The sequence below is a fragment of the Methylophaga sp. UBA4204 genome (assembly GCF_002379485.1).
In the GTDB taxonomy this organism is placed as follows: Bacteria; Pseudomonadota; Gammaproteobacteria; order Nitrosococcales; family Methylophagaceae; genus Methylophaga.
This window is the reverse complement of the sequence record NZ_DFTU01000108.1, coordinates 34580-35183: the sequence shown is the minus strand read 5'-3', so window position 1 is coordinate 35183 and position 604 is coordinate 34580. Positions and strand designations below refer to the sequence as shown.

Here is a 604-nt window from a genome sequence, read left to right as displayed (position 1 = left end):
ACTGCCGGTAAAGATGAAAACGACAATGTAGAAGTCTCTCGTTGGGGTACGCCGCGTCAATTTGATTTTGAACCGAAAGATCACGTGGATCTGGGCGCCGGTCTGCAGCAGATGGATTTTGAAACGGCGGCCAAAATTACGGGTGCGCGTTTTGTAACGTTAACCGGACAACTGGCCCGTCTGCAACGGGCATTAATCCAGTTGATGCTGGATACTCATATTACCGAGCATGACTATACTGAAACCTACGTGCCTTATCTGGTCAACGCTGATTCATTGCGTGGTACCGGACAATTGCCTAAGTTTGCCGAAGATTTGTTTGCCGTTGATGATGGCCAGCTCTATCTGATTCCAACCGCTGAAGTTCCAGTAACCAACATTGTGCGTGACAGTATTGTTGATGCTGCACAGTTGCCATTGAAGTTTGTCGCTCATACACCGTGTTTTCGCAGTGAAGCCGGATCGCATGGGCGTGACGTGCGTGGTCTGATTCGTCAGCATCAATTCGAAAAAGTCGAACTGGTACAAATCGTTGCACCGGAAGCCTCGGCTGAAGCGCATGAGCAATTGACCGGACAAGCTGAAAAAATTCTGCAAATGCTGT

1 protein-coding gene is annotated in these 604 nt (G+C 48.8%); it reads left to right on the top strand.

Annotated features, from left to right (window positions below; translation table 11 throughout):
• A partial coding sequence (locus B3182_RS15785) for an aminoacyl--tRNA ligase-related protein (RefSeq protein WP_349677945.1) occupies nucleotides 1–604 on the top strand: 604 nt, incomplete at both ends.